This window comes from Flavobacterium sp. N1719, assembly GCF_025947045.1.
In the GTDB taxonomy this organism is placed as follows: Bacteria; Bacteroidota; Bacteroidia; order Flavobacteriales; family Flavobacteriaceae; genus Flavobacterium; species Flavobacterium stagni.
Genome location: NZ_CP109993.1, coordinates 908,327 through 927,136, shown reverse-complemented (window position 1 = coordinate 927,136; position 18,810 = coordinate 908,327). Strand labels below are relative to the sequence as shown.

General features: G+C 38.5%; 17 protein-coding genes. 3 read left to right on the top strand and 14 right to left on the bottom strand.

The genetic code is table 11. From position 1 onward, the window contains the following. Nucleotides 1-2 precede the first annotated feature (2 nt). On the top strand, nucleotides 3-1,436 hold the full coding sequence (gene pyk / locus OLM45_RS03750) for a pyruvate kinase (RefSeq protein WP_129460192.1): 1,434 nt from the start codon (nucleotides 3-5) through the stop codon (nucleotides 1,434-1,436). A gap of 109 nt (nucleotides 1,437-1,545) precedes the next feature. Next, entirely contained in the window at nucleotides 1,546-2,298 is a 753-nt protein-coding gene (locus OLM45_RS03745; RefSeq protein ID WP_264512099.1) for a Bax inhibitor-1/YccA family protein, read from the top strand. Between the two features lie 486 nt (nucleotides 2,299-2,784). On the opposite strand, the gene OLM45_RS03740 is transcribed toward OLM45_RS03745, so the two are convergent. The 4 genes from OLM45_RS03740 to dinB form a co-directional block, all read right to left on the bottom strand. Beyond that, nucleotides 2,785-3,543, bottom strand: coding sequence for a toxin-antitoxin system YwqK family antitoxin (locus tag OLM45_RS03740; protein WP_264512097.1), 759 nt, complete (start codon nucleotides 3,541-3,543; stop codon nucleotides 2,785-2,787). 163 nt (nucleotides 3,544-3,706) lie between these two features. Next, nucleotides 3,707-4,312, bottom strand: a complete 606-nt coding sequence (locus OLM45_RS03735) for a hypothetical protein (RefSeq protein WP_264512095.1) — start codon at nucleotides 4,310-4,312, stop codon at nucleotides 3,707-3,709. A 94-nt stretch (nucleotides 4,313-4,406) separates the two neighbouring features. After that, the gene (locus OLM45_RS03730; protein ID WP_264512094.1) at nucleotides 4,407-5,117 is read right to left on the bottom strand and encodes a hypothetical protein; all 711 of its coding nucleotides are present in this window, start codon (nucleotides 5,115-5,117) and stop codon (nucleotides 4,407-4,409) included. Between the two features lie 174 nt (nucleotides 5,118-5,291). Further along, complete coding sequence (gene dinB, locus OLM45_RS03725) at nucleotides 5,292-6,374, bottom strand: DNA polymerase IV (RefSeq protein WP_264512092.1); 1,083 nt, start codon at nucleotides 6,372-6,374, stop codon at nucleotides 5,292-5,294. Nucleotides 6,375-6,457: 83 nt separating this feature from the next. Here dinB and OLM45_RS03720 point away from each other — a divergent pair, with 83 nt between their 5' ends. Beyond that, the gene (locus OLM45_RS03720) at nucleotides 6,458-6,925 is read left to right on the top strand and encodes a CYTH domain-containing protein (RefSeq protein ID WP_264512091.1); all 468 of its coding nucleotides are present in this window, start codon (nucleotides 6,458-6,460) and stop codon (nucleotides 6,923-6,925) included. Here OLM45_RS03720 and OLM45_RS03715 read toward each other — a convergent pair. The 10 genes from OLM45_RS03715 to OLM45_RS03670 form a co-directional block, all read right to left on the bottom strand. Beyond that, nucleotides 6,917-7,423 (bottom strand): septal ring lytic transglycosylase RlpA family protein, encoded by a 507-nt coding sequence (locus OLM45_RS03715; RefSeq protein WP_264512089.1) that lies wholly within the window; start codon nucleotides 7,421-7,423, stop codon nucleotides 6,917-6,919. The genes OLM45_RS03720 and OLM45_RS03715 overlap by 9 nt on opposite strands. Before the next feature lie 84 nt (nucleotides 7,424-7,507). After that, the gene (locus OLM45_RS03710) at nucleotides 7,508-7,930 is read right to left on the bottom strand and encodes a hypothetical protein (RefSeq protein ID WP_264512087.1); all 423 of its coding nucleotides are present in this window, start codon (nucleotides 7,928-7,930) and stop codon (nucleotides 7,508-7,510) included. A gap of 83 nt (nucleotides 7,931-8,013) precedes the next feature. Further along, nucleotides 8,014-10,779 (bottom strand): TonB-dependent receptor, encoded by a 2,766-nt coding sequence (locus tag OLM45_RS03705; RefSeq protein ID WP_264512085.1) that lies wholly within the window; start codon nucleotides 10,777-10,779, stop codon nucleotides 8,014-8,016. Between the two features lie 132 nt (nucleotides 10,780-10,911). Next, on the bottom strand, nucleotides 10,912-12,558 hold the full coding sequence (pgi, locus tag OLM45_RS03700) for a glucose-6-phosphate isomerase (RefSeq protein WP_264512083.1): 1,647 nt from the start codon (nucleotides 12,556-12,558) through the stop codon (nucleotides 10,912-10,914). 112 nt (nucleotides 12,559-12,670) lie between these two features. Continuing rightward, the gene (locus tag OLM45_RS03695; protein ID WP_264512081.1) at nucleotides 12,671-13,909 is read right to left on the bottom strand and encodes a peptidoglycan DD-metalloendopeptidase family protein; all 1,239 of its coding nucleotides are present in this window, start codon (nucleotides 13,907-13,909) and stop codon (nucleotides 12,671-12,673) included. 1 nt (nucleotide 13,910) lies between these two features. Continuing rightward, nucleotides 13,911-14,840 (bottom strand): tryptophan 2,3-dioxygenase family protein, encoded by a 930-nt coding sequence (locus tag OLM45_RS03690; RefSeq protein WP_264512079.1) that lies wholly within the window; start codon nucleotides 14,838-14,840, stop codon nucleotides 13,911-13,913. Beyond that, complete coding sequence (locus OLM45_RS03685) at nucleotides 14,837-15,613, bottom strand: DUF3108 domain-containing protein (RefSeq protein ID WP_264512077.1); 777 nt, start codon at nucleotides 15,611-15,613, stop codon at nucleotides 14,837-14,839. Before OLM45_RS03685 ends, OLM45_RS03690 begins: the two co-directional genes overlap by 4 nt. A 292-nt stretch (nucleotides 15,614-15,905) precedes the next feature. Continuing rightward, nucleotides 15,906-17,066: a 4-hydroxyphenylpyruvate dioxygenase gene (hppD, locus tag OLM45_RS03680; protein ID WP_264512075.1), complete on the bottom strand. Its 1,161-nt coding sequence runs from the start codon at nucleotides 17,064-17,066 to the stop codon at nucleotides 15,906-15,908. A gap of 11 nt (nucleotides 17,067-17,077) precedes the next feature. Further along, nucleotides 17,078-17,536: a CCC motif membrane protein gene (locus OLM45_RS03675; protein ID WP_264512073.1), complete on the bottom strand. Its 459-nt coding sequence runs from the start codon at nucleotides 17,534-17,536 to the stop codon at nucleotides 17,078-17,080. A gap of 1 nt (nucleotide 17,537) precedes the next feature. Continuing rightward, nucleotides 17,538-18,704 (bottom strand): homogentisate 1,2-dioxygenase, encoded by a 1,167-nt coding sequence (locus OLM45_RS03670; RefSeq protein WP_129460210.1) that lies wholly within the window; start codon nucleotides 18,702-18,704, stop codon nucleotides 17,538-17,540. Between the last annotated feature and the right edge of the window lie 106 nt (nucleotides 18,705-18,810).

The window sequence follows — 18,810 nt, the reverse complement described above, 5'->3', positions numbered from 1 at the left end:
GAATGCCAACCACTAGAAAAAAGACCAAAATTGTGGCCACATTAGGCCCGGCATGTAGCACACGCGAAGTGATTAAAGACATGATTGATGCCGGAGTAAATGTGTTCCGTATCAACTTTTCACATGCCGACTATGCCGATGTAAAAGAACGCATTGATATCATCCGCGGATTAAACGATGAATTTGGCTATACTACCGCCATTTTAGCCGACTTACAAGGTCCAAAATTGCGTGTAGGCGTGATGAAAGAAGATGTAGTCGTGAATCCTGGCGATATCATTACCTTCCAAACTGCAGAAGATGTTCCGGGTAACGCCGAACGCGTTTATATGAACTACAAAGCGTTTCCAAGTGATGTAAATCCGGGCGAACGCATCTTGCTAGACGACGGTAAACTTATCTTCGAAGTGGTTGCAACCGACGGAAAAGACGAAGTGAAAACCAAAGTGATTCAAGGCGGACCTTTGAAATCCAAAAAAGGAGTAAACCTTCCTAACACCAAAGTTTCCTTACCGGCTTTAACGCAAAAAGACATCAAAGACGCCATTTTTGCCATTGAAAGCAATGTGGATTGGATTGCGCTTTCGTTTGTCCGTACGCCCAAAGATTTGATGGAATTGCAAGACTTAATCAGTGAGCATACCGACCATAAAATTCCGATTGTAGCCAAAATCGAAAAACCTGAAGCGGTAGAAAATATCGATAAAATTGTGGCGTATTGCGACGGTTTGATGGTTGCACGTGGCGACCTCGGTGTTGAAATTCCGGCACACGAAGTACCGTTAATCCAGAAAAAATTAATCCACCGTGCCAAAACGGCTCGCATCCCTGTAATCGTGGCTACTCAAATGATGGAAACCATGATCACGAGTTTGACGCCAACACGTGCCGAAGTTAACGACGTGGCCAACTCAGTAATGGACGGTGCCGATGCGGTAATGCTTTCAGGAGAAACTTCGGTAGGAAACTATCCCGTACAAGTAATCGAGAAAATGACACAAATCATTGAAGCAGTAGAAGATTCTCCGCTGATTCAAGTGCCTCAAAATGCGCCGCACGTGCGTACCAAACGTTTCATTACCAAATCGATTTGTTACCACGCGGCTACCATGGCCAACGACATCAAAGCAAAAGCGATTTCAACCTTAACCAACAGCGGTTATACAGCATTTCAAATTTCGGCTTGGCGCCCATCAGCGCATATTTTGGTGTATACGTCAAACAAACGCATCTTAACCCAATTGAATTTATTGTGGGGCGTAAATGCGTTTTACTACGATAAATTTGTAACCACTGACGATACCGTGGACGACATCAACCAAATGGCCAAAGAGCGTGGCTTTGTGAAAAAAGGCGATATCTTAATCAACTTAGCCGCAATGCCTGTAGTGGAACGCGGAATGGTGAACACCCTTCGTATTTCGGAGATCGAATAAGACCAATAAACAATTACATACGAAAAGGATTGTCGAAACGTTAGAATTTTGATAATCCTTTTTTCTTTTCAAAAAATCAATCTATCTTTGAGTAATAAACACACGTAATATGGAATCTAAAAACCCATTTTTCAACACCAAATCGTACAACAATGCCGAAACGGTTCACGATGCCGTACTTATTGATTACAACCAAACCATGAGCCTTAGCGGCACCATCAACAAAGCATTCATCATGTTAATCTTGTTGGTTGCTGGTGCAGTGACTACTTGGACCATGACCGGCTCCGGTTTCAATCCAGTAATTCTTATCATTGGCGGCGCCATCGTAGGAATGATTGCCGTATTGGTTTCGACTTTCAAACCCGAATTATCACCGTATTTAGCGCCGGGTTATGCCATTTTTGAAGGTTTATTCATCGGAGGTTTATCGGCCTTTTTTGAAGCAAAGTACCCCGGAATTGTTATTCAAGCAGTAGGTGCAACCTTTGTCACCTTTTTTGTGTGCTTAGGTTTATACAAATTCCAAATTGTAAAAGTGACCGAAAAGTTTCGTTCTGTAGTGGTTGCGGCGACGTTAGCCATTGCAGCCTATTATTTAATCACTTGGTTAATTACCTTGTTCACCAACTTCCAACCCGTACATTACGGCAACAGCTTGATGAGCATCGGAATCAGCATTTTTGTGATTGTGATTGCGGCATTAAACATCTTTTTGGACTTTGACCAAATCGAACGCGGAGTGGCCAATCGTGCCCCAAAATACATGGAATGGTACGGCGCCATGGGTTTGATGATCACCTTGGTGTGGTTGTATGTCGAGTTCTTGCGTTTACTTTCTAAAATAAACAGCAGAGACTAAACGGTCTTCACGATAAAACACTACAAAACCATCCTTCGGGGTGGTTTTTTGTTTGAAAAATGAAGTTGTTATTTGGAGCCTTTTCCTGTTGTTCGTTGCAAGTCCTCAGCGGACTGCGTGTTTTTACAACGCTGCCTTCAAGCTTCCGTTGGTCGCTTTCATTCGGCGGTAAAAACAACGCATCCCACTTCCGGGCTTTCCACTACCACCAGGGCTAGGGTGCCGACTTTAAATCAAACCATTTTATTATGGAATAAATCATCAACTTATAGACAACAAAAAACCACCCGTGAAGGTGGTTTTGTTTTTATTTATCCCCCGATAGCGCGGATTTATAATCCGTGCTAAACCTGGGATATTGTATTCCTTATTAATGATCAATAAATATACTAAACCTAATTAGATGTAGTTTTTCTTTTTTTCATAGCGGGCACGGATTGAAAATACGCGCCATCAGGGGAAGCAGGATTACTATTAAACATTCTACTAATTTACTTCTATTTCAAATGAAAGCGTGTCGTTAATAGTAGGCATAATATTATCCTTAAACTCATATTTAACAATAGCTTTAATTGTGTTTTTTCCTTTGGTGGTTAATATTTCTTTTACCTCAATAGTTGTAGGTTCTTTTGGAGTTATTGATCTTTTAACTTTCGTATTTTCAAAACCTATATTTTCTATTTTAAAACTGCGTTTAGCATCAGGAATGTTAGCAATAAGATATGAATGTAGTAGTGTATCACCTACTTTGAAATATTTGCTTTCTTCTTCAAATTGCTGTTTTTTATTACTAAGTTTTCCGTGAAAAATACTTTCAATTGTTGAGCCCTCATAGGTTTTTGGTCCTTTTTCATCATAACTAATCAAAAAGATGGGTTCTTTATAATTGCTAAAAAATGCGTATTTCTGAATTTTACCATTCGGATAATTCCATAAAACTTCAGCTTTTCTTTTATTATCTACAATATATTCTACAGATTCTATTTTGCCATTATCATAATAATGAATCCGTTCACCTTTTAATTCATTATTTACAAAATTACTTTCTACTGTTTTGATTCCTCTTTCATTATAAATAATTGCTTTTCCTTGAAGTATAGTATCCCCGTTTCTGATTACATATTCAAAAGTGAAAGTTTCTTTTGATTCTGGATAATATTTTCTTAAAAAATGTACTTTTTCATTTGTATGATAAAAGAGAAATACAAGGGATCCAAGAATTATAACAGATAATACAACGAGCATTATTCTAAATTTTATATCTATTTTTCTTTTTTTGGACTTCATTTATTTCCCTATTAACCTGTAAATCATTATTTAAATTTTTCTCATTGTGGGCACGGATTGAAAATCCGCGCCATCAGGTTAAAAATCCGCGCCATCATATGCGAAAAAACGATTAAAAAACTCAATCTTTAATAAATAGCTGTTTATCAATAAGAGCTTTATTTTTATTAATTTTTACTTTATCAAAATCGAAATATTTTTTTTGATAATTTCTATCATACATTACCACTATAAAAGTATTTGATTTATCAGATTTAACGATATAATGATTATATGTCTCTAATAATCCAATAAAATGAACTTGAATATTTTTTGGATTTTCATTATTGTTCAAGTAAACTCTTCCCATAGAATCTGTTGAAAATTTTGATTGTTTTCCATCAATTGTAATATTGACATTGCTGATAGGATAACGATATCTGTCTAATACCTCAATATATCCAGTACTTGTTGTCATTTCAGTAACTTCAATAAACCCACTTTTATAACTATCATAACTTTTTAATGTCAAATATTTTTTTGAATAAGACCAAGTCCCTTTTGATGAATAGTTTTCAAATGGAGCTTGATATTCAAATTCAAAAACACTATCTGTGATAGATAATCTACCTAATGAAATTTTAGATTTATAATTATATACTCCTTTGATGTCCTCTTTTTTTAAAGAACTACAAGAGAACAACGTAAATAATATGAAGATAATTTCTATCTTATTTTTTACCATCATTTTGCCAATTGATATAAAATTGTTGTTGAGGTGTACCTTTTATTGAATTAACATAAGTTATTTTTTTATCAACTCCACGATAGCACAGATTTGTTCAATTGTTGGCACTAAGCTTTGTCGTGTTTATTAATTGATTATCCTCCCAAATCACATCAAAACCATCACAGAACAAGTATTCATTTTTAAAACGGATAAATTGAATAAATTCATAAGTGACAGAAGGAACTTTAATCTCAAAATAGTTGGCTTTAGGGTCTTTAATTGTATAGTCTATGGTCTGAATTTCATTTACGCATTTTTCTGAAAAATACTGCCTTTTTGGATAAAGAGTAATTCGAAATCCTTCAACTTTAAGATCCTCTGTTACAGATATGCGATTGAAGTTTGTCGGCCATGTTCGATTTAAATAATTAGTTTTATTATCAAGAGGTAGAAATTCGATGCGATAGTCAAGTGCCGAAAATTCATTCAAAGTAGGATGCATATCCGTCAAAATAGCAAAAGTTAAAGTGCCCGATTCATTTGTTTTCTTTTCTGTAACGGCTGGGTCTACAATAGTTATGTCATACAACCAATCACTTTGTAACCGAATGAATTTTTTGTCAATTCTATTCCATTTCCCTTTTGAAACTAGTTCTTTACGAACATTGGCTACATAGGTTTTAAAGAATTGATAATCTCCATTCTTATCTAAAATAAGAGTATATGGAGATTCTTTACTACTATACGTGCCTTCCGTTATTGGTACAGAAGCGCATGAATTCAGTAGTAGGCCAAGAAATAAAATGATAATTTTTACATTCATTCTTTATTATTTTTATTTACTGTTGAGCAACCCTGAAAGCAATAGAATAAAAACAAACTTTATTGAAAAGGAAAGTGATTGAATTTTTAACATTGGCTTGTAGTTTACTATTTCTTTTTAAAGAACGCTTAAAGTTAAACAAGATTATGCTAACGCGCCAAAAATAAAATCAAATTAAAACGCAAACTTCAACTGCACCACCACCGTTTTCTTGACTTCGGTATTTAAATTACTCAACGAAATGCCCAACAACCGCACCGATTCCTTCAAGCGTTCTTGGTACAACAACTCTTTGGCAGTTTCAAACAACAAGCCTTTGTCGGCGATAAAATAGGGTAAGGTCTTGCTGCGGGTTTGGGTGGTGAAGTCGCTGTATTTGATTTTTAAAGTGACGGTCTTTCCCGAAATATTGTGCTTTTTTAAGCGGCGTTCTAACTCCTCCCCGATGCGTTGCAGTTTTTCTTCCATGAACAATTCCGAGGTCAAGTTCTCACGAAAGGTGTGCTCGGCGGCAACCGACTTGGATATGCGGTTGGGTTTGACTTCACTGTAATGAATTCCTCGAACGATGTTGTAATAAAAGCCACCACTCTTACCAAAATGCTCCTCCAAATAGTCCCGCGACCGCGCTTTTAAGTCGGCCCCCGTAAAAATCCCGTGGTGGTACATTTTCTCGGCCGTGACTTTCCCAATGCCATAAAACTTTTTGATGTCCAAAGCTTCTAAAAACGCTTCCACTTCATCCGGCGGTACCGTTTTTTGACCGTTGGGTTTGTTGTAATCGCTGGCGACTTTGGCCACAAACTTTGTGTTGGAAATTCCGGCCGAGGCCGTTAACCCGATTTCATTGAAAATCCGGGCCCGAATTTCTTGCGCAATCAACGACGCACTCGGGTTCCCTTTTTTATTTACCGTCACATCCAAATACGCTTCATCAAGTGACAAAGGTTCGACCAAGTCGGTATACTCGCGAAATATCGCCCGAATGCGTTTGGAAATTTCGGTATAACGATCAAAGCGCGGACGCACAAAAATTAATTCGGGACATTGTCGTTTGGCTTGTACCCCGCTCATCGCACTGCGTACGCCAAATTTTCGAGCTTCATAACTCGCTGCCGAAACCACACCACGCACTTCACTCCCTCCCACTGCAATAGGCTTTCCCTTTAATTCGGGATTATCCATTTGCTCCACAGAAGCATAAAACGCATCCATGTCGATGTGAATAATTTTGCGTGATAAATACGATTCCGACATGACTCAAAATTACTAGAATTTCTGGGAATCAAATCATTCTTTAACACGGTTTAATTCCTATTTTTGGAGAAAATCTCCCAAAGATGATTGAAATCGAACGTAAATTTTTAGTAAAAAACAACGCATTTATAGCGGAAAGTCGGACGTCCTTTGCCATTGCACAAGGTTATTTATCGTCTGTCCCCGAACGAACCGTTCGTATTCGCATTAAAGGCGATAAAGGCTTCTTAACTATTAAAGGCAAAAGCAGTGCTTCGGGAGCGAGTCGGTTGGAATGGGAAAAAGAAATTTCGGTTGAAGAAGCAAAGCTATTATTACCCTTGTGTGAAAAAGGAGTGATACAAAAAACCCGATACGAAGTAGTATCGGGTAATCATATCATTGAAATTGATGTTTTTGAAGGAGAAAATGCGGGATTGGTTTTGGCCGAAATCGAATTAAGCGATGAAAATGAATCCTACCTCAAACCCGATTGGTTGGGCGAAGAAGTGACGCAAGACGAACGTTACTACAACGCGTATTTATCGCATCATCCGTATGCATTATGGTAATTTCTTTTCGACTTCGATCACTTCAATCGTAACGATGGCCGAACCCGAGTTTTTGGAACCTGATATCAATACAAAAGCCCTTTTGGACAAATCGATTTCACGTCCGCGGGCAAAGGGACCACGGTCTGTAATTTCGACAATCACGGATTTTCCAGTCGCTTCATTGGTCACACGGACCAAAGTGCCTAACGGTAATTTTTTATGGGCTGCCGTTAACTTATTACGGTCATAGCGTTTGCCACTAGCGGTCCGTTTTCCATGAAAACGATCAGCATAATAGGACGCGTGGGCTTTTTTCTTATAGGGTTTGAATTTACCATTGATGACAACTGTCGTATCTTCAATCGCTTCATCCACAACAAGTTTGTCTTTTTTAATCGTATCTGTTTTTTGCTTTTTCAGTTCCGGACTTACTGTCGTTTGAGCGGTAAACGTATAACTTAGAAAAAGGGCCAACAGCACAGACAAGCCATAAGTAATGGTTTTTGATGATCTCATTGGGCTTTATTTTGTTTTCGAATTAAATTATTCTACCAAAGAATAACCTTGAATTCTTAAAATTAGTATTCCGATTCCCGGAAATTAAAACCACAAACTCCAAGGTATACGCGATAAAATCAAAAGCAATCCCAGTGTGTAAAACACGACAAATGATTTAAATTTCGCGTCCGAAGCTTCGGTTTTTTTGTGTTTAGACCAACCGATGGTAATCAACACGATGGCAATAATATTCACTAACGGGTGCTCCATAGATGTAAGGCGCGCTTCTGCATTGGACATGTCTCCCAACAAGGCTTTTCCTAGCGGAGATACAAAATACAAAATCAAACCTACTACCAATTGGATGTGAGTGACAATTAACGCAAACAAGCCAATTTTGCGGTCTCTAGCTGTAAATTCGCGTCCTGATGATTTACCCATTAAGGCGTTAATAACCGCAAACAACAATAAAGCTAAGGCTAAATAGGCCCAACCCGAGTGAAATTTTTGTATAAAAGTGTACATGATTTTTGTTTTAGTGGATAACAAAAATAGGCAAAAAAAAACGATACCCAAATGAGTATCGTTTTATATTGATTGAAATTAAATTAGAAATTATAAGTAATTCCAAAATTCCAAGTTCTACCAAAACCAAACCAAACACGGTTGGCATCAGCAACACCATTGTACAAACGGTTGTTTGAAGCATAGGTGCCCAACGCGGGATTTGACGAACTCACATTATCATCTGCAAAAATATTGGTTTGGGATTCTAGAATATAAATTGTGTCAAACACGTTAGCAACATTCAATACGAAATTAACCGAATCTTTTTTGTTTTTACCTACTAACATTTTATAAGACAAACCAGTGTCAAATAAAGTATAGGAAGGTAATTTTAACGTTCCCTTGTTATTTTGAACGCTAAAATTAGCAGGATTAATATCCGCGTACAAATTGTCAAAATAGTTGCTGTTTGCACTGAATTTCAAACGTGGTAAAAATTCGTAGTCAAAACCTAAAGCAGCCGTCATTTGAGCCGCACTTCCTACTTTAACACCATCTAAAAATACTTGTGTACCTGTTGAAATAATCTCATTTTGATTGTTAAACTTATCTCCGGTAGAAGTTCCTAAATAACTCCAGTCTCCTTTTGAAAACATACCGTTAACTTGTAAACCTTTGAACGGTTTGTAGGTAAAATCAACTTCAACACCTTGGTGCAATTCACTTACCCCACGGAATACAAAATAACCGGATGGGTTGGCTGGATCAGTATCTGCTCTTGAGGTAAAACGATCGTCCCACTGTGTACGGTATACGTTTACATTGGCATTGAATTTAGCCGAACGATAACCATAACCCAATTCGATACCTAGAATTTTTTCATTAGAAACATCGTCATTTACTATATTTCTACTATTTGGGAATACCGCATCAATAAACGGTTGACGAGAATAATAACCCGTATTTACAAATACATTATGTTTTTCGTTTAGGTTATAATTCGCTCCAACTTTTATATTGCCCCCCATACGTTTTTGCTTATCTGACGTTTGTAAAGGATCATTATCGGCGTACACAAAATAATCCACACGTTGGTAGCTTTGGTTGGAGACTGCACCTTGAACAAATACCGACAACTTATCGGTTTTATACTCCGCTTGTGCAAATCCACCCAACCAACTTACTAAACCTTCCCAGTTACGATCTACGATGGTATTTTTTGTAGCATTAAAAAACGGATTAAAGGATGGAGAAGCGGCATAGGTTTGGTTAGTATAGAACGAATTATTGTTGATGTTACGCGTGTCTCTATAATAATCAGCCCCTAATAAATTATTCACATTACGAACGTGAATTCCTTTATAATAACGGTAATCTACCCCAGCATCTACCGTAATTTTATTGAATTTACGGTTCACATTCATAATCGCTCCATACCAGTTATGCGAGTTAATTCCAGATATCATAGACAACCCACTTGAAGAAGTGTTGACATTGCCATAGGTTGGATCTTGTGGACGTGACAGCGTAACATTTCCAGTAAACGTTGCATTAGGAACTGTGATTGCATTTCCAGAGTTATATTGAGAAATTAAATCATAATTAATTAATCCTTGTGCATCACGTAAACGATCTGATGTATAGGTAATCCCTCCAACATTTCCAAAGGCGCCTGAACCTCCACCACGGCCCCATGAACCGTAAGCTAACGTATTTACTCTTGTTTTGTCATTGATTTCCCATTCCCAGTTTAAAGACATGACTGGTTTATGGTAAAAGTTTCTACGAATATTGAATTCCTCCCCTTTGTAGTAACCCCAATCATCATTCCAACGTACATTGGGTTCGCCACCTTCCCCTTTTTGGATATAACGCTGAATAGTTATACCCGTTCCACGTTGGTGGTGCCATTGGGGTGCACCAGTAAAGGTAAACTCAATATTATGTTTTTTGTTAAACTCATAGCCCATTGCTAGGAAATAGTTTTGTGCTGAAAATTTTGTGCCGTCTACATAACCGTCACCTTCTGTGTTACTCAATAAAACAGAAGCTGAAAAACCATTTTTCATTTTTCCCGTAGAATACGTCGCTAAGAATTTACGGTAATCATCATTTCCAACCATCGATTGAACAAATCCTCCTTCTTTACGTTGTGAAGATTTGGTAACGATATTTATAGTTCCCCCAACAGAGGAAATAGCCAAACGCGAAGAACCTAAACCGCGTTGCACTTGCATAGCAGATGCCACATCGGATAGTCCAGCCCAATTACTCCAGAAAACACGACCGTTTTCCATGTCATTAACAGGCATACCGTTAATCATGATTGCGATATTTTCTTGGCCAAAACCACGAACTGTGACACGTGAATCACCAAAACCACCACCGCCACGAGAAGCGTAAACGGAAGGCGTATTGTTTAAAATTTCTACAAATTCTTTGTTCCCTAATTTTTGTTGAATAACCGCTGCGCTAACAGTTGAAACCGCTACAGGAGTTGAACGGTCTTTAGCAATATCAAATAAAGCAGAACCTTTAATAACAACTTCATCTAATTTGTTACTTTCAACGGTTAAAACTATTTTACCTAACTCTTGAACTTCTCCTTTAGAAACTGAAAAAGAAAGTACTTTAGTTTGGTAACCAATAAATGAAATAGAAAGTTTTCCTGAAGAAGGAACAGAAATTTCAAATTTCCCATCCACGTCTGTTAATACTCCTCCTGTACTCCCTTGTACCGCAAGATTAACTCCAATTAAAGGTTGATTTAACTCACTGTCTACCACAATTCCTTTCAATTTACCTTGACCTAAAACCGTCAACGAAAACAAAAAGAAAAAGAATACATTAAATGCTGTTTTTTTCATTGTGTCGTTTTTCTTAAAAATTTTTGCAAAGGTCGAAACCTGCTCGCAATCTAATGTTACGAAATTGTTAAGAAAAACGGTTTTTTCGAACTACTCTTTAGAAAAAACTCTTTAAAAAATACAAATGACTATTTATTTTCTATGTGTTTTGTAGAATTTTAACAACATTGTTGTAGAATTATCATGATTTACGGAAGTGTCATTTACAATTTCGTCTAAGATGGTATTGGCCAATTGTTTACCCAATTCTACACCCCACTGGTCATAACTAAAAATATTCCAGATGATTCCTTGTACGAAAATTTTGTGTTCATACAACGCAATCAATTTTCCAAGGGAAGCCGGTGTTAATTTTTGAATCAGTAAGGTGTTGGTCGGACGATCACCGGAAAACACTTTAAACGGCAACAAATACGCGGCTTTGGTTGCATCCATTCCTTGCTTGTCAAACTCGGCTTGGACTTGCGCTTCGGTTTTACCATTTAACAAGGCTTCGGTTTGAGCAAAGAAATTGGACATTAATTTATCGTGATGATCTTGGTCACCGTGTAACGATTGAACAAAGCCAATAAAGTCGGTCGGAATCAACTTGGTCCCCTGATGAATCAATTGGAAAAAAGCGTGTTGGGAATTCGTGCCAGGTTCACCCCAAATAATGGTTCCCGTTTGATAATTCACAGGTTTTCCATCTCTGCCAATGCTTTTCCCGTTACTTTCCATGATGCCTTGTTGTAAATACGGCGCCAACTTTTGCAGGTATTGGGTATAAGGAATCAAGGCCTCACTTTCGGCACCATAAAAATTATTGTACCAAATGCTTAATAAGGCCAAAACAACCGGAATATTTTGATCAAAAGATGTCGTTTTAAAATGTTCGTCCATTTGGTGCGCCCCCGACAACAATTGGTCAAAATGATCGAAGCCTACAGCTAATGCAATGGATAAACCTACCGCGCTCCACAAGGAAAAACGACCGCCGACCCAATCCCACATGGGAAAAATATTATCGGCATGAATCCCAAATTCTGTTACTTTTTGAATGTTGGTTGAAACCGCCACAAAGTGTTTGGCAACATCTTCAGGTTGTGCCGATTGTAAAAACCAAGCGCGAATGGTTTCCGAGTTGGATAAGGTTTCTTGCGTAGTGAAGGTTTTCGAAACAATCACAAACAAGGTAGTTTCAGGATTGATTTTTTTGATCACTTCTTGTACATGGTCGCCATCCACATTGGATACAAAGTGGACATTCAAATGATTTTTGTAAAACTGTAAGGCTTCTACAACCATGGCCGGACCCAAATCGGAGCCCCCAATTCCAATATTGACAATATCGGTAAATGCTTTTCCGGAAAACCCTTTGCGAGCTCCAGAAATTACTTCGTGGGTAAAGTCTTTGATTTTATTTTTTACGGCAAAAATTTCCGGCATCACGTTTTTTCCATCGACTAAAACCGTGGCCGATTCTGGATTGCGAAGTGCTGTATGTAATACCGCTCTATTTTCAGTTTGATTGATAAGTGCACCGCCAAAATAGGACTCAATGGCCGCTTTCAACTGCACCTCATCTGCCAAAGCAAGTAAGTGATTCAGCGTTTCTTTCGTTACTGCATTTTTAGAATAATCCACTAAAAAATCGTCCCATTGAATGTGAAATTGTTCTGCACGCGCTGGGTTTTCAGCAAATAAGCCTTTAATGGATTGCCTTTTCATCTCCTCAAAATGCTTTTGAAGTTGGTTCCAGGCTTGAGTTTGTGTCGGATTTATTGCTTGTAATGCCATAACTAAATTTTTTGCGGGACAAAATTATACAAAAAGGAATTGGTTTGGAAAGACTAACCTGCCAAAATCGGGATGTCTACCACCATGAAAACGATGTAGTTGGAAAACTTCTTTATTTATTTCTAAACTTCAGGTCGGCAACGCTATCCAACTCGCGCTTGAGCGGACGCATTAACTCCTTGAATCGGGGAAGATTTCGACCTTCCATGGGTTGTGCATTGGGTAGGGAAATGCGCAAGGGATCCACTTGTACACCATTTTTCCAAAAGCGATAACACACGTGCGGACCTGTAGCGAGACCCGTGCTACCCACTTTTCCAATAACATCGCCTTGTTTCACGTGTTGGCCCCGACGAACGAGGATACGTGACATGTGTAAATATTGGGTGGAATAGGTGCGGTCGTGTTTGACTTTGACAAAATTTCCATTACCTGCAGTGTACCCCGCTTGTTCTACGACACCCGTTGCGGTGGTCATGATGGGCGTTCCTGTTGGCGCGGCGTAATCCGTTCCATTATGGGCTTTCCAACGCAATTGCACAGGGTGAAAACGGCTTCGCGAAAAGCGTGAGGTAATGTGAATGTATTTCAATGGCGCTTTTAAGAAAAAGTTTTTCAGGGCTTTTCCATTTTCATCGTAATAGTCGATGCGCCCTTTGCGCTCTTGCTGGAAAGGAAAGGCGTAAATTTTGCTGCCTTTGTATTCAAAAAAGGCACAACGTAAACTGTCGACACCGTCAAATATCGTGTCATTGATATAGCGTTCGGTAAAACTCACGGCAAACTTGTCTCCTTTTTTCAATTTAAAGAAGTCAATCGACCAGGCATACACTTTTAAAAGTTTGTTGGAAAGCGAAGGATCAACTTTCATATTGCGGAGTGTAGATGATAACGAACCGTCCAATTCACCAGCAATAGTTTTGGTTTTAAAGGTTAACGGGCGCGATTTTTTATGTCCTATAATAGAATCCGTTAAATCGACCAAGTAGTAATCGATGCGATTGGGTTGGTAGATTAAATATTGCAATTTGTGGTATTTATCTTTGGATCGAAGGCAAATGTACGGGCGCATGAAGCGAACGGATGTAGGCATTGAATCCTTGATTTTTGCGATAATTTCGGCCGCTTTATGATTCCCTAAATTTTGTTTTTTTAGAATGCGTTCGAAAGTATCCTGACTGCGAATGGTATCAAATTGCACATTGTAATCATCGAAATTGAATCCGAAATCAACAATGGGTTTACGGGGCTCCATGGGTTCAATGACATAATCTTCCTGTGCGTCTTTACAAGAAAAAAGCAACAAGAACAAGCACAAAGCTCCGAAAATTTTAAGCAGTCGTCGTATCATATTAGCAATCCTCTCCCCAGTGTTTTAGTTCGTCTTCCGACCACAATTCGGGGAAGAAAATACGGCGTTGGTATTTGGGGTGCATGTATTTTTTCCAGTCGCTTCCGCCTGTGGCTTCCCCTGAACCTTGTCCGCTTTCAATATATTTTTTGGCGGCATTGTAATGACCCATTACCCAAGTAATGTTCACGGTGCAGTCATAATGGCGCATGGCAGCAACCAATTCAGGATTTGCTTGATCTTCTGCAGGTAATTGTTTGAATTTTTGCCAGATGTTGATGGTGTTGTATTCTTCCATAAAACGGAGGAATTCTGCATCGTATTTATCTTCAAAAGCTTTAATGAGATAGTTTTTTTGGCCCGTTTTATGATCTTTTCCAGCCGCTTGCCAATACAAATGTTCGAGGGCATGACGGTAAGGCGTATTGCGATCAATTGTCGCTCGGAATCGATAGTCAATCAAATTAATTAAATCTGTGGACGCAAATTCAATTTTGCGGTATTGCGCACTTTGGAAACCGCTGGCTGGAGTGAGCGTATTGCGGAATTTCATGTATTGCTCCACTTCCATTCCATCACGCATGATGTCAAAAGACGTCGTTAACATGTCAAAATACCGACTGATGCGACGGAGTTTTTCCGTGAAAAAGTCGGTAGTTAATGTTGTAGCATGACACACTTGATTAATTTCCCACAGAATCATTTTGAACAACAATTCATTGACTTGATGGTACATGATAAAGACCATCTCGTCGGGTAAAAGGGTGCGTTGTATTTGTAAATTTAACAAAGCATCCGTTTGGATATAATCCCAATAGGTAATGGGTTTGGACCATAGTAGGCCTTCCAAATGGGTGTCTGTATTTTGATTCATGCCTTGAAACTTTTCCTCTAAGGCATTCAATAGTTCGTTTGTTGTTTCCGAAATCATTTTTTTACTTTAATTTCAAAAGGATTTGCCAATCCTTTAAAGGCGTCCAAATCCGCTTTAATCGAACCCACCATGAGGCTCGCTTTGATTCGGACTGGAACTTTGTTATCATCACTGGAAATCCATACCGTTAAACTTTCTTCTTCTTTAAAAACCCGTCCTTTTTGAACTAGAGGTCTAAAAATCATACACGGTACAGTTCCAAATTTAGTATCTACATCTTCTCTCCCAATAAATTTGAGTTTGAATTTCGTCGTTTCATCGTCAAAAAACATATCTACATTAATGGATTCCCCTACTTTCAATTTATCCACATTGGGATGATTGCGCAGGTAATAAAAGGTAGACACAATGTCTTGAACGTTTTCAGGTGTTGTAAAGGTGTTATTGGTATTGTTTTTATAATCCTTTACTAAGATGGTGTTTTTATCTTGATTAAAAAAACCTTCTTGATTTTTTGTATAGCCACCTTCGTCAATTTTTCGTACAAATTGATAGGGTTTTCCTGTTGCTTTATCAAAATAGGATTCATAATTATCTTCTACTTTGAAAAACCAACGCGACATGCCAGTTGTATATCCTTTACCAACAGCGTGGTAGACTTTACGGTTGTTTCGCACCGCTTCTTTTACTTCTAAGGTAGCGTAACCCGCAGTAACCAAACCGTAATGTATCCGGAATTTAAACCATTCCCCAACATCAAAAGCGGAAGATTTTTGCGCATCAAATGCTACAGTAAAAAACAATAATCCGAGGAGCAATATCTTTTTCATCATAAACTTATTTGTTTTTTACGGCTTACAATTATTGTTCCAAAAGTAAAAAAACAAAAAAACCCAGCCAAAATAGACTGGGTTTTTATGCTATTAACCAACCAAAAAACTATAAATTATGAAAAACTTATTACTTTCGAAAGACATCCCTGCCTTTCTAGTTTTTTTCTTTGGCAAATGTAGGGTGATTTTTGAGTAATTGCAGTAAAAAAACTGACTTTAACAAATAATTATCAAAAAACACTAGACTACAACGTTGTATTTTGGAAATAATGCAACAAAAACCCAAATATTACAGTGTTCCTCTTAACGCTTGCTCTCGTTCAATGGATTCGAACAACGCTTTGAAGTTCCCAGCACCAAATCCTTTAGCGCCCATTCGCTGAATAATTTCATAAAACAAGGTCGGACGATCTTCTACAGGTTTGGTGAAGATTTGCAACAAATACCCTTCTTCATCGGCATCGACAAGGATAGAAAGCTTTTGCAACTCTTTAATATCTTCTTTCATGATTTTCATGTGCTCACCCAAACGCGCCGGAATTTCGTCGTAATACGCTTGAGGTGGCGGCGGTAAAAACTCTACACCACGCGCTTTCAAAGCAGCTACTGTTTTAATGATGTCATCGGTAGCCACAGCAATGTGTTGCACGCCTGGCCCTTCATAAAAATCCAAATATTCTTCAATTTGCGATTTCTTTTTCCCTTCAGCAGGTTCGTTAATTGGGAATTTGATACGTCCGTTACCATTAGACATAACCTTACTCATCAATGCTGAATATTCGGTGTGGATTTGGGTATCATCAAACGATAAGAAATTTTCAAATCCCATCACTTGTTCGTACCAAGAAACCCATTGGTTCATCTCGCCCCAACCCACATTTCCTACCATGTGGTCGATAAATTTCAATCCGACAGGCTCTGGATTATAATCCGAGTTCCATGCTTTATAGCCCGGTAAAAAAGTTCCGTTGTAGTTTTTACGCTCTACGAACATGTGGACGGTTTCGCCGTAGGTGTAAATACCCGCACGAACAACTTCGCCATTTTCATCCTGCTCAACAGTAGGCTCCATAAAGGATTTGGCACCGCGCTTCGTCGTTTCTTCCCAAGCTGAACGGGCATCTTCTACCCATAAAGCCACAACTTTTACACCGTCACCATGCTTGCGCAAATGATCGTTAATGGGTGAATTGCTGTTCAAGGGTGTCGTTAATACCAAGCGAATTTTATCTTGTTTCAACACATAACTCACCTCATCACGCGAACCCGTCTCTAAACCTTTGTAAGCATGCGATTGAAAACCAAACGCGGTTTTGTAATAATGCGCGGATTGCTTTGCATTTCCTACATAAAATTCGACATAATCCGTCCCCAATAAAGGAAGGAAATCTTGTGCGCCTTGAAAGATTTTTTCAAGACCGTATTCTACATTTTTTATCTCTTTTGACATGATTTAATTTTTTAAAGTTTGACTTCTACAGAGTCTCCTGCAATAGAATCTTGACTTTTTTCTTGATACAACGCGTCATCTTCAACCGTATCATTGGCTGTAGTATCTACAGAAATGACAATGTTCTTACCGTTTTGTTTTTCAAATTCTTTTCGGAATTTTTCAAATATATCGGATTGGAAAAACAACATGCCCACCGCAAAAACCAGAATTAAGAGTCCGTTCAAAATAGTACTTACTATACACAGTATTCTTGCTATACCTACATTAGAGCGACTATTACTATTGAATACTTCTGGGTTGGTTTCGTATTCTTTGATGCTTTTATGTGCCATTACCCAACCCACAATAGCTAGAGCGAGTGAAACAGGCAATAACAATCCACAACAACACACAAATAATAAAATGAACAAGCTTATAATTCCGAGAATAAGCGCCGTTGGATCAGATGAAAGTTTACTTTTATACATATTATTTTTCAGGTTCTAACCAGGATTGGAAATAACGGTCGTCCGCAATTTGCATAGCCGCTTCCGTGACCATTAATGGCTTAAAGGTATCGACCATGACGGCCAATTCTAAGGTTTCTTTTTTACCGATGCTACGTTCAACAGCGCCAGGGTGCGGACCGTGCGGAATCCCTGCTGGGTGCAAGGAAATATGTCCGGCCTCAATGTCATTCCGACTCATGAAATCGCCATCGACATAATACAATACCTCATCGGCATCAATATTACTATGATTGTACGGAGCAGGAATAGATTGCGGATGGTAATCATACAAGCGCGGCACAAAAGAACAAATCACAAAAGCATCTGTTTCAAAGGTTTGGTGTACAGGCGGTGGTAAGTGAATACGACCGGTCATCGGTTCAAAGTCGTGAATCGAAAAGGCATACGGATAATTATATCCATCATACCCAACCACATCAAAAGGATGGGTGGCATAAATCATATCAAAAATCTCGTCTTTCTTTTTGATTTTGATTAAAAATTCCCCTTTTTCATCATAGGTTTCTATCTCGTAAGGTTTACGGATGTCGCGTTCACAAAAAGGGGCGTGTTCCAATAATTGTCCAAACCAGTTGCGGTATTGTTTTGGGGTATAAACTGGACGATGCGACTCCACAATAAACAAGCGATTGTCCGTGGTGTCGAAATCCATTTTATAAATCATTCCGCGTGGAATCACCAAATAGTCGCCATATTTAAAGTCCAAATTACCCAACATAGTGCGTAATTTTCCCGAACCCTTGTGAATAAAAATCACCTCATCCGAATCGGTATTTTTATAAAAATAATCGGTCGTAGATTGGCGTGGAGCAGCCAAAACGATATGACAATCGGAATTGGTTAAAACGATTTTCCGACTTTCCAAAAAATCATCTTGGGGTTGAACCTCAAACCCACGCAAACGGTAGGATTGAATATTGTTGGCCTTGGCAATCGTAGGCGCAACACTGTATTGTCGGCGAATTTCTTTGACTTGAGTCGGGCGGTGCACATGATACATATTGGAATACATTCCGTCAAAACCGATGGTTCCAAACAACTGCTCGTAGTACAAATCACCGTTGGGCTTGCGAAACTGAATGTGTCGCTTGTGGGGGATTTCCCCTAATTTATGATAAATCGGCATACTTTCAATTTTTTGTGTTAAACAAAGGACGAATGTCCATTAAACCAAAATTGAAACTTCCTCATTCAGGATTTCTCTTGATGAGGAATTTGAGATGGGACAATAA

Bases quoted from the DNA above. Each gene is read 5' to 3' on its own strand.
- pyk (WP_129460192.1), top strand. From the start codon at position 3: ATGCCAACCACTAGAAAAAAGACCAAAATTGTGGCCACATTAGGCCCG.
- OLM45_RS03745 (WP_264512099.1), top strand. From the start codon at position 1,546: ATGGAATCTAAAAACCCATTTTTCAACACCAAATCGTACAACAATGCC.
- OLM45_RS03740 (WP_264512097.1), bottom strand. From the start codon at position 3,543: ATGCTCGTTGTATTATCTGTTATAATTCTTGGATCCCTTGTATTTCTC.
- OLM45_RS03735 (WP_264512095.1), bottom strand. From the start codon at position 4,312: ATGATGGTAAAAAATAAGATAGAAATTATCTTCATATTATTTACGTTG.
- OLM45_RS03730 (WP_264512094.1), bottom strand. From the start codon at position 5,117: ATGAATGTAAAAATTATCATTTTATTTCTTGGCCTACTACTGAATTCA.
- dinB (WP_264512092.1), bottom strand. From the start codon at position 6,374: ATGTCGGAATCGTATTTATCACGCAAAATTATTCACATCGACATGGAT.
- OLM45_RS03720 (WP_264512091.1), top strand. From the start codon at position 6,458: ATGATTGAAATCGAACGTAAATTTTTAGTAAAAAACAACGCATTTATA.
- OLM45_RS03715 (WP_264512089.1), bottom strand. From the start codon at position 7,423: ATGAGATCATCAAAAACCATTACTTATGGCTTGTCTGTGCTGTTGGCC.
- OLM45_RS03710 (WP_264512087.1), bottom strand. From the start codon at position 7,930: ATGTACACTTTTATACAAAAATTTCACTCGGGTTGGGCCTATTTAGCC.
- OLM45_RS03705 (WP_264512085.1), bottom strand. From the start codon at position 10,779: ATGAAAAAAACAGCATTTAATGTATTCTTTTTCTTTTTGTTTTCGTTG.
- pgi (WP_264512083.1), bottom strand. From the start codon at position 12,558: ATGGCATTACAAGCAATAAATCCGACACAAACTCAAGCCTGGAACCAA.
- OLM45_RS03695 (WP_264512081.1), bottom strand. From the start codon at position 13,909: ATGATACGACGACTGCTTAAAATTTTCGGAGCTTTGTGCTTGTTCTTG.
- OLM45_RS03690 (WP_264512079.1), bottom strand. From the start codon at position 14,840: ATGATTTCGGAAACAACAAACGAACTATTGAATGCCTTAGAGGAAAAG.
- OLM45_RS03685 (WP_264512077.1), bottom strand. From the start codon at position 15,613: ATGAAAAAGATATTGCTCCTCGGATTATTGTTTTTTACTGTAGCATTT.
- hppD (WP_264512075.1), bottom strand. From the start codon at position 17,066: ATGTCAAAAGAGATAAAAAATGTAGAATACGGTCTTGAAAAAATCTTT.
- OLM45_RS03675 (WP_264512073.1), bottom strand. From the start codon at position 17,536: ATGTATAAAAGTAAACTTTCATCTGATCCAACGGCGCTTATTCTCGGA.
- OLM45_RS03670 (WP_129460210.1), bottom strand. From the start codon at position 18,704: ATGCCGATTTATCATAAATTAGGGGAAATCCCCCACAAGCGACACATT.